Raw genomic sequence first — 9,661 nt, 5'->3', positions numbered from 1 at the left:
GTTCCGTGATGATATGGATGGCAACAATACAGTTTTCCAAGAGATCTCAAACGGCCAAGACATTTTAAAAATTGGCAACTTTGAAGTACCAAGCCGCGCTTATGTTGGCCGCTTTAACTTTAAAGGTAATGACCAGCAGAAATTTGTAAAAGAACTTTCTGGTGGTGAGCGCAATCGTCTTCATCTAGCAAAACTACTAAAAGCTGGTGGCAACGTACTGCTGCTGGATGAGCCAACCAACGACCTAGACGTAGAAACGTTGCGAGCGCTGGAGAATGCGATTTTGGAATTCCCAGGCTGTGTTATGTGTATCTCGCACGATCGTTGGTTCTTAGACCGCAGGTCTATTTTGAGGCGAGAAAATCTTGTCGATAACCCCGCTAACGCGTCCTGCTATCGCCAAGGTACCTACATCCGTGTAGGCAAGGCAAAAATTTTGCTATTTAGTTGTTCTAAGTGAGAAATTTTTAACGCTGTTAGCGTCAGATTTACTCCTTCAAATTGAGCAAGTATTAAGTCAAATTGGTGTTACACTTAAGAGCAATAAAATACAGCTACTAATTATCACTTTTTAGTAGCGAGTAACGTGATATACGCTATTATTTTAACTATATGGATTATTGGGTTAAGTAATGAAAGAGCGTAGACGGTTTTCTAGAGTGATTTTTTCAAATGAAGCGCAGTTTATGGCTTCTAGCGGCGATTTTAGCTGTGAGATCTTGGATCTCTCCTTGAATGGAGCACTGCTCACCTTACCTGACGGTTACGTTCCACTTAAAAATGATCCTGCTAGCTTAAACTTCTACCTACCCGGCAGTGACATTAAAATTACCATGGAAGTAGAAGTTCGCCATGTTGAAGAGGGACATCTCGGCGTCCACTGCCGCCAAATAGATTTAGACAGTGTTACCCATCTTAAGCGCCTTATAGAACTTAATCTAGCCGATGAGGATATACTTTATCGCGAGCTAGAGCAGTTGACTTACGACGAAGACTAACCCACCGAAGCGTTTAAGCTAAAAGAAACCGTCCGTATCAGTAATACCAATTATCTTAATTAAGTGGTCTATTTTGAGGCGAGAAAATCTTGTCGATAACACCGCCTACGCGTCCTCTATCGCCAAAGTATCAACATCCGTGTAGGCAAGGTAAAGATTTTGCTTTTTACTGGTTCTAAATAAGAAATTGTTAACGTACTTAGCGTCAGGTTTACTCCTCCAAATTGAGCAATTATCGGAGCTAATTAGTACACCCCTTCTTGTAAAAACAAACCTACTTACAAATTAACTAGCGCAATACTTATTCGCTTAACTTTACAAACTTCGCTCGAGCACCAAGCTGGGTGTACCGTGATAAACATGATGGTATTTTGTGATGAAAATGTGATAATTCCGTGAGCCCCTCTCAATAACTCCTTGCCATGATAAGTTTACTAACAATACAAAATGAGAAGACCACATCATGAAAGCCAAGATCCTTACCACCCTAGTAGCCACTTGTTTTGCCAGTAGTGCCCTTGCTCAAGAGCTCGAAGTGAAAATAACCAACCTGACTCATGGTATTTACTATACGCCCTTGCTTGTGACTGCACACGCCCCTGGCACAGCATTATTTTCATTGGGTGAAACTGCGTCAGAACCACTTCAAGCGATGGCCGAAGGAGGTGATATTTCTGGACTGAGTAATGTGTTAGAAAGTATCAACGCCGATATGGTAATGAACCCTGCTGGTGGGTTACTCGCCCCGGCAAGCTCAACAATGGCGATGCTCTCAACGAGTAATGGAAACACATATCTATCGTTGGTTGCCATGATGCTACCAACGAATGATGGCTTTGTCGGCTTAAATAGTTGGCCCATACCTACTGAAGCAGGTACATATGAAGTATATCTTAACGCATATGATGCAGGTACAGAAGCCAACAATGAGTTGGTTGTCGATGGTTCTGGTGCGCCGGGTATGGCTGGCATTCCCGCTTCTCCGGGCGTGACTCCGGGTAGCCAAGGGCTAGGCGTTACCACCAGCGAAGAAAACAACGCGATCCATATTCACAGAGGCAATGTTGGAGATGATGAACAAATTGGCGGGGCAAGTGACCTACATAACACTGTACATCGCTGGTTAAATCCAGTTGCTAAACTCACAATCACCGTAAAGTAACAGGAGCCTGAGATGAAAACCAAATTAACACTCGTTGCCATATCAGCGCTCTTACTGAGTGCTTGTGGAGACAATGACAATAACAGCACAGTGGTACCAGACACACCAACACCACCGGTGGTAGACTATGAGTTTTCCGTAAGTATCACCAACCTCACTCAAGCACAGCCGATGTCACCCATTGCTGTTATGCTACATCAATCAGGTCACTACTTCGAAGTTGGTACCGCCGCCTCTAACGAACTTGAAAAGCTCGCAGAAGGTGGCGATAACAGTGCACTTTTAGCACAAAGTATAACGATGTCGTCAAGCACAACCGAGACTCCAGTCGGGCCAGGCTCTACGTCAACTATTTCGATTAAGTCTGAGACTCTCGCCAATTTAAAATTATCTTTATTGACCATGATGGTGAATACAAATGATGGATTTTCCGGTCTTAATGCCATAGATGTGTCCACTATGCCCATCGGTGAAAAAAAAATGTATCGCACTTCAGCGTATGATGCTGGTACAGAGCTAAATACTGAAGCCCAGGGGAGTATCCCCGGGCCTGCTGATGGTGGAGAAGGATTTAATGTGGAACGTAACGATAACCAGAATATGGTAACCATGCATAGCGGAGTCGTTGGCAACGATGATGGCTTAACAAGCTCTACGTTAACCAGTAAACATAAGTTTGATAATCCGCTGTTGGCAATAACAATTGAGCGAATCAAGTAGCCCATGAGCAAGCGCCTGCCCATAGGCGCTTTCGCTCCACTAAGGGCTGCATATGTTAGACAGTGTGTTGTTAGTTGAAGATGATGAAGATATAGCTAGATTGCTTCAAGTTCATTTAGAAGAGCTGTCATTAACCGTCAACCATATCGCGGATGGTTTAGACGCTTTGAATATGGCAAAAAAGAAGCAACACGCAATATTTATGCTCGATTTAATGTTACCAAATATGGATGGACTCAGCTTGTGTAGAGAACTTAAATCTTTGTACCCAATGAGTAGCGTTATTATTGTTACCTCGAAAAGCAGTGAAATAGACAAAATCATTGGGTTAGAAGTCGGAGCCGATGACTACATTTGTAAACCATTCAACAGCCGAGAACTTCAAGCTAGAGTAAAAGCCCAATTGAGACATGTACGTCAATTAAATGATAAAAGCTCTATTCCCACCTCTTCAGATGATAAAATTCAAGTCGGCGCGCTAACTATCGATACCGATTGTCATGAAATCTTACTTGGTGACATAAAGCTAGAGCTCACAGCGACTGAGTTTGAGCTATTACAGTTTTTTGCTAAACATCCTAATCATGTGTTTTCACGATCTCAATTACTTGAGTCCGTTTGGGGCTATCAACACTCAGGGTATGAGCATACTGTTAATTCACACATTAATCGCCTACGCGCAAAGCTAGATCCCATTTCCAATCATATTGTCATAGAGACCGTATGGGGCGTCGGATATAAGCTGAACGCAAGCTCCCTTCAAGGAGTGAACGCATGAGACTCACATTATATAAAAAGCTAGCAGCCATGCTATTTGTCACATTTTTACTGATTTGTATGCTTTTTATATGGTGGACTCAAGCATTATCACAAGTGTCAAAATCGCAGGCCGAGCAACAGCTTCACTTATCTTTAGCTCAACATTTAGTTGCGGATAACCCACTTATCAGGGAGAGGGTTTATGACTATGAAGGGCTAAGCAACTTGTTCCATACGCTGATGATCTTAGGGCCTGCCTTTGAATTCTACTTTGTATCTCCAGAGGGAAACTTGCTCACATACAGTGCAGAGCCAGGAGAAATCAAACGAGAGAAGATTGATATCACCCCACTACAGCAGTTACTTAACACAAACAATACGCTACCAATTTTAGGTGACGACCCAAGAAGTACACATGGCAGTAAAATTTTCTCTGTAGCACCTGTTACTAACAAAGATATACTTCAAGGCTATTTATACATCATTATTGGATCTTCAAAATACAACAACATCATTGAGCAACTGAAAAGCTCCGAAAAGGTCATGCTTGGCACATTATGGTTACTTGGCACCTTATTGCTCCTCCTTGCAATAGCCTTATTTTTACTCAACAAGATTACCAATCCGATTGCTCGTCTTACTAGGTATATTGACAGAGTGAGTCAAAACCAATTTGACATCAGCCCCGATGCGCAAATCAATTGGCCTGCAAAAAATGACGAGATACACCGCCTAGGGCGAAGTGTGAATGCGATGCTGGATAAAATCCAATATCAACTAACCACATTGAACGATAAAAATGAACAACGTAAGAAATTTCTATCTCAGCTTAGTCATGATCTACGCACTCCTTTAGCATCGCTAAAAGGCTATATAGAGCTCACCGAAAAGCAAACCACAGATAAAACCATTATGGAAAACCTTAAAGTTGCCAGTAAAAATATCAATCAACTAAATCACCTCATTGACCAAATCTTTGAGCTTGCTCATCTAGAAGCTGGGCATGCAAAAATGAATATAGAAACTTTTAATTTACTGGAGGTTATTTATGATGTTGCTGCAAAATTCAAATTAAAAGCTGAGGCTAACCAATTACAGATAGTCATATCCCCTACTCAAAGTACTATGGCTATTACCAGTGATATAGGTAAATTGGACCGTGTTCTGTCAAACTTAATTGATAATGCAATAAGGCACACAAAAGCGGGGGGGAAAATTAGCTTGATACTAGAAGAGCATGAAGGTTATGCACATGTCAAAGTTAATGATACGGGCATAGGGATCAGTGAGTTGGATCTACAACATATTTTTGATGCCAGTTTTCAAGGTAAAAACAGCAATAGCAACCGCAAACACAATGCAGGTCTCGGTCTTGCGATAACCAGTGAGCTAATCAGAATATTGAAAGGTCGGATCAGTGTAGCAAGCATAATCAATGAAGGTACCCAATTCAAAATCATTTTGCCTTTAAATAAGTGAATTAAGTTTGTGATCAACCTTTATGGTTTGGTACTTTCTACTTAAGATAACCTCTCAGTATACCTTCGATATAAATATTTCTGGCTTTCTACTTAAGTAAACTATATTTTAACTAAAAGTAAAAATGATACTTCATTGATTTGTAATACAATACGGAAAGTTTACTATGCCAATAGTCTCAATGCGTAACTTTATGAACCACGTTGGAACCGCCAATGATGGTTTTCGCCAGAGTGCCTCTTCTCTAAACAATATCATTCTCCTGCTAGGTGGTAATGCGCAGAACAGCCCAAATAATCGAAATATCAATAATCGAACGGCCGAAAATATAGAGGGTGAGATACACAGCCTGCCAGTAGATAAACTTCTAAAATACCAAACAGCATTAGTTTACTTAGGCAACGCATTAAATATCGACAGCTTTGCCCGCCCAACGAATTACAATATGGCTTTTCATGATTTTGAATTACAATGGTATCAATTTCGAGATCCCACTCATGGTATGATAAGAATTGATAACGCACGGTATATTTTTAAACATCAATTCACATTTGATAGTACCAATGGTGATGTGAACACCTTTACACACTGCCTAACAAGGGAGCATGTATGGTATCCAACCGCTAGGGCCTATGACCCTCCTTTTAACCAATTATTAAGTAGAGTACCTCAAAGCTTTTTTATGCCACCAAATGGCTCTCAAAGCGCCTCGGTCACTGACGACCACTCAACATTTAACCCTGATTATATTGTCAGGCGCCCCCTTACTATGGGAAGAACCATTGATATCCGTCAGCGCTATCAATACAAGCAACCAGGACGACAGTGGCAGAATATTCCAGGTGCTTCATATATTTTGAAAAAGGGTGTCCGCTGGGGTGTTGGTGGTGATCCGTGCTTTTTCTTCTCTAAAGAAAACTATGCTCCAGAAAACCCCAAGGCATTTCACTTTGAGGTAGAAATCGCACTAGGGAATGCACCACTGGCTACTTTTAATAGACTCCCATCACGAGGAGCTACATCCCATAATTCTATGAACAGGCAACGGGAGATAAGGGTGATAGCTGACGGATCATAGCTATCGTTACATTACTCATGCCTATTGCATTAAATAAATGATCTATTTTGCAATGAAAAACACTTATCACAAACGGATCAATTCTATCGAGAGTCATAAGCTGTGAGGGCTCTCGAGCAATAATCCCCCCAGAAACCATCGGCGGGTAAACCGCCTCCTACCAGTGCTGCACTTTGTTGATGTCGTGGTGGGAGCGAGTTTACCTCGCGATGTTACAGAGTAGACTGTTTTATTCTTTTTGTTTGAAGCCCGACAGCTCGGCGGGTAAACCGCCTCCTACCAATGCAGCACTCTGTTGATATTGTGGTGGGAGCGAGTTTACCTCACGAGGTGTTTATTATCTTGTGAGGTTTTCTTTCCAAATCCCATATAGCAAAAAACCCGCTGTATTGCTGCAACGGGTTTCTTTTCGGCGGGTAAACCGCCTCCTACCAGTGCTGCACTTTGTCGATATTGTGGTGGGAGCGAGTTTACCTCGCGAGGTGTTGATTTATTTTCAAATCACACACAGCAAAAAACCCGTCGCAYTGCTGYAACGGGTTTCTCTAATAAGGCCCTGACGATGTTCTACTTTCACATGGGAAGCCCACACTATCATCGACGCTGTTTTGTTTCACTTCTGAGTTCGGCATGGGGTCAGGTGGTTCCAAAACGCTATGGTCATCAGGAAAATTCTTTTTTTAGTTTTTGTTTTTATATAAAATTTGGCCCTGGCGATGTTCTACTTTCACATGGGAAGCCCACACTATCATCGACGCTGTTTTGTTTCACTTCTGAGTTCGGCATGGGGTCAGGTGGTTCCAAAACGCTATRGTCAYCAGGAAATCTGGGTGCAAATGTCTAATGACAAAAAGCTATTAAATTCTTYGTCTACTTCAGTCTATTAACTTCTKTCGCTAAACCACTTTGGCGTTGTATGGTTAAGCCTCACGGGTAATTAGTACGAGTTAGCTTAATGCCTCACAGCACTTCCACATCTCGCCTATCAACGTTGTAGTCTTCAACGGCCCTTYAGTTGACTCTAAGTCAAAGTGAGAACTCATCTCGAGGCTCGCTTCCCGCTTAGATGCTTTCAGCGGTTATCGATTCCGAACGTAGCTACCGGGCAATGCAATTGGCATCACAACCCGAACACCAGCGGTTCGTCCACTCCGGTCCTCTCGTACTAGGAGCAGCCCCTCTCAATTCTCAAACGCCCACGGCAGATAGGGACCGAACTGTCTCACGACGTTCTAAACCCAGCTCGCGTACCACTTTAAATGGCGAACAGCCATACCCTTGGGACCGACTTCAGCCCCAGGATGTGATGAGCCGACATCGAGGTGCCAAACACCGCCGTCGATATGAACTCTTGGGCGGTATCAGCCTGTTATCCCCGGAGTACCTTTTATCCGTTGAGCGATGGCCCTTCCATTCAGAACCACCGGATCACTATGACCTACTTTCGTACCTGCTCGACGTGTCTGTCTCGCAGTTAAGCTTGCTTCTACCATTACACTAACCGTACGATGTCCGACCGTACTTAGCAAACCTTCGTGCTCCTCCGTTACTCTTTGGGAGGAGACCGCCCCAGTCAAACTACCCACCAGGCACTGTCCTCAACCCCGRTTCAGGGGCCTAAGTTAGAACATCAACACTACAAGGGTGGTATTTCAAGGTCGGCTCCACACAAACTAGCGTCTGCGCTTCAAAGCCTCCCACCTATCCTACACATGTAGGGTCAATGTTCAGTGCCAAGCTGTAGTAAAGGTTCACGGGGTCTTTCCGTCTAGCCGCGGGTACACAGCATCTTCACTGCGATTTCAATTTCACTGAGTCTCGGGTGGAGACAGCGTGGCCATGGTTACACCATTCGTGCAGGTCGGAACTTACCCGACAAGGAATTTCGCTACCTTAGGACCGTTATAGTTACGGCCGCCGTTTACCGGGGCTTCGATCAAGAGCTTCGCCTAAGCTAACCCCATCAATTAACCTTCCGGCACCGGGCAGGTGTCACACCGTATACGTCATCTTACGATTTTGCACAGTGCTGTGTTTTTAATAAACAGTCCCAGCCACCTGGTCACTGCGGCTCTCGCCTGCTTACGACGCGAAGTCTTCACAAGTAAGAGCGTACCTTCTCCCGAAGTTACGGTACAATTTTGCCTAGTTCCTTCACCCGAGTTCTCTCAAGCGCCTTAGTATTCTCTACCTGACCACCTGTGTCGGTTTAGGGTACGATTCAGTATGAACTGAAGCTTAGAGGCTTTTCCTGGAAGTAGGGCATCAACAACTTCACCACCTTAGTGGCTCGTCTCGACTCTCAGCCTTAGCAACCCGGATTTTCCTAAGTCRCCAGCCTACAGCCTTTCACATGGACAACCAACGCCATGCTTGCCTAGCCTGCTCCGTCCCCCCATCGCATTCATACCAAGTACGGGAATATTAACCCGTTTCCCATCGACTACGCTCTTCAGCCTCGCCTTAGGGGTCGACTCACCCTACCCTGATTAACATGGGATAGGAACCCTTGGTCTTCCGGCGTGCGGGTTTTTCACCCGCATTATCGTTACTCATGTCAGCATTCGCACTTCTGATATGTCCAGCATGCCTCCCGGCACACCTTCAGCCACTTACAGAACGCTCCCCTACCCCGCRWACTWAGTWCGCAGCCGTAGCTTCGGTGGTATGTTTAGCCCCGTTACATCTTCCGCGCAGGCCGACTCGACTAGTGAGCTATTACGCTTTCTTTAAAGGGTGGCTGCTTCTAAGCCAACCTCCTAGCTGTTTTAGCCTTCCCACATCGTTTCCCACTTAACATACACTTTGGGACCTTAGCTGACGGTCTGGGTTGTTTCCCTCTCCACGACGGACGTTAGCACCCGCCGTGTGTCTCCCGGATAGTACTTTACGGTATTCGGAGTTTGCAAAGGGTTGGTAAGTCGGGATGACCCCCTAGCCTTAACAGTGCTCTACCCCCGTAAGTATTCGTCCGAGGCTCTACCTAAATAGATTTCGGGGAGAACCAGCTATCTCCCGGTTTGATTAGCCTTTCACTCCTAGCCACAGGTCATCCCCTAACTTTTCAACGTTAGTGGGTTCGGTCCTCCAGTCAGTGTTACCTGACCTTCAACCTGCCCATGGCTAGATCACCGGGTTTCGGGTCTATACCCTGCAACTTAAGCGCCCAGTTAAGACTCGCTTTCGCTACGGCTCCCCTAAATGGTTAACCTCGCTACAGAATATAAGTCGCTGACCCATTATACAAAAGGTACGCAGTCACCCAACAAGTAGGCTCCTACTGCTTGTACGTACACGGTTTCAGGTTCTATTTCACTCCCCTCACAGGGGTTCTTTTCGCCTTTCCCTCACGGTACTGGTTCACTATCGGTCAGTTGGGAGTATTTAGCCTTGGAGGATGGTCCCCCCATATTCAGTCAAAGTTTCACGTGCTCCGACCTACTCGATTTCACTTTAGATAAGTTG

Annotated in this window: 6 protein-coding genes, 3 rRNA genes and 1 pseudogene (1 of these 10 only partly in view); 7 read left to right on the top strand and 3 right to left on the bottom strand. The window is 44.5% G+C overall.

Annotated elements, in window-relative coordinates; genetic code table 11:
* The 7 genes and pseudogenes from EAG18_RS21855 to EAG18_RS21825 all read left to right on the top strand — a co-directional run.
* Positions 1–340: pseudogene (locus EAG18_RS21855) on the top strand (ATP-binding cassette domain-containing protein); the annotation flags it as partial.
* A gap of 292 nt (positions 341–632) precedes the next feature.
* Positions 633–998, top strand: a complete 366-nt coding sequence (locus EAG18_RS21850) for a PilZ domain-containing protein (RefSeq protein WP_125254455.1) — start codon at positions 633–635, stop codon at positions 996–998.
* 463 nt (positions 999–1,461) lie between these two features.
* Positions 1,462–2,160: a spondin domain-containing protein gene (locus EAG18_RS21845; RefSeq protein WP_125254454.1), complete on the top strand. Its 699-nt coding sequence runs from the start codon at positions 1,462–1,464 to the stop codon at positions 2,158–2,160.
* 12 nt (positions 2,161–2,172) lie between these two features.
* Positions 2,173–2,880, top strand: a complete 708-nt coding sequence (locus EAG18_RS21840; protein WP_125254453.1) for a spondin domain-containing protein — start codon at positions 2,173–2,175, stop codon at positions 2,878–2,880.
* Positions 2,881–2,932: 52 nt separating this feature from the next.
* Complete coding sequence (locus EAG18_RS21835; RefSeq protein ID WP_125254452.1) at positions 2,933–3,658, top strand: response regulator transcription factor; 726 nt, start codon at positions 2,933–2,935, stop codon at positions 3,656–3,658.
* A complete protein-coding gene (locus EAG18_RS21830) occupies positions 3,655–5,118 on the top strand; it encodes a HAMP domain-containing sensor histidine kinase (RefSeq protein WP_125254451.1) in 1,464 nt (487 codons plus the stop codon). The genes EAG18_RS21835 and EAG18_RS21830 overlap by 4 nt, the downstream gene beginning before the upstream one ends.
* A gap of 166 nt (positions 5,119–5,284) precedes the next feature.
* Positions 5,285–6,196 (top strand): hypothetical protein, encoded by a 912-nt coding sequence (locus EAG18_RS21825; protein ID WP_125254450.1) that lies wholly within the window; start codon positions 5,285–5,287, stop codon positions 6,194–6,196.
* 554 nt (positions 6,197–6,750) lie between these two features.
* Here EAG18_RS21825 and rrf (EAG18_RS21820) read toward each other — a convergent pair.
* The 3 genes from rrf (EAG18_RS21820) to EAG18_RS21810 all read right to left on the bottom strand — a co-directional run.
* Positions 6,751–6,864 (bottom strand): 5S ribosomal RNA (gene rrf, locus EAG18_RS21820).
* Positions 6,865–6,904: 40 nt separating this feature from the next.
* Positions 6,905–7,018: ribosomal RNA gene (gene rrf / locus EAG18_RS21815) — 5S ribosomal RNA — on the bottom strand.
* Between the two features lie 94 nt (positions 7,019–7,112).
* Positions 7,113–9,661, bottom strand: a 23S ribosomal RNA gene (locus tag EAG18_RS21810) (it continues 335 nt past the right edge of the window).

This window comes from Pseudoalteromonas sp. J010 (assembly GCF_003934235.1).
GTDB lineage: Bacteria > Pseudomonadota > Gammaproteobacteria > Enterobacterales > Alteromonadaceae > Pseudoalteromonas > Pseudoalteromonas peptidolytica.
This window is presented reverse-complemented; position numbering and strand designations above follow the sequence as displayed.

Coding starts and splice junctions, on each gene's coding strand:
- EAG18_RS21850 (WP_125254455.1), top strand. CDS start 633: ATGAAAGAGCGTAGACGGTTTTCTAGAGTGATTTTTTCAAATGAAGCG.
- EAG18_RS21845 (WP_125254454.1), top strand. CDS start 1,462: ATGAAAGCCAAGATCCTTACCACCCTAGTAGCCACTTGTTTTGCCAGT.
- EAG18_RS21840 (WP_125254453.1), top strand. CDS start 2,173: ATGAAAACCAAATTAACACTCGTTGCCATATCAGCGCTCTTACTGAGT.
- EAG18_RS21835 (WP_125254452.1), top strand. CDS start 2,933: ATGTTAGACAGTGTGTTGTTAGTTGAAGATGATGAAGATATAGCTAGA.
- EAG18_RS21830 (WP_125254451.1), top strand. CDS start 3,655: ATGAGACTCACATTATATAAAAAGCTAGCAGCCATGCTATTTGTCACA.
- EAG18_RS21825 (WP_125254450.1), top strand. CDS start 5,285: ATGCCAATAGTCTCAATGCGTAACTTTATGAACCACGTTGGAACCGCC.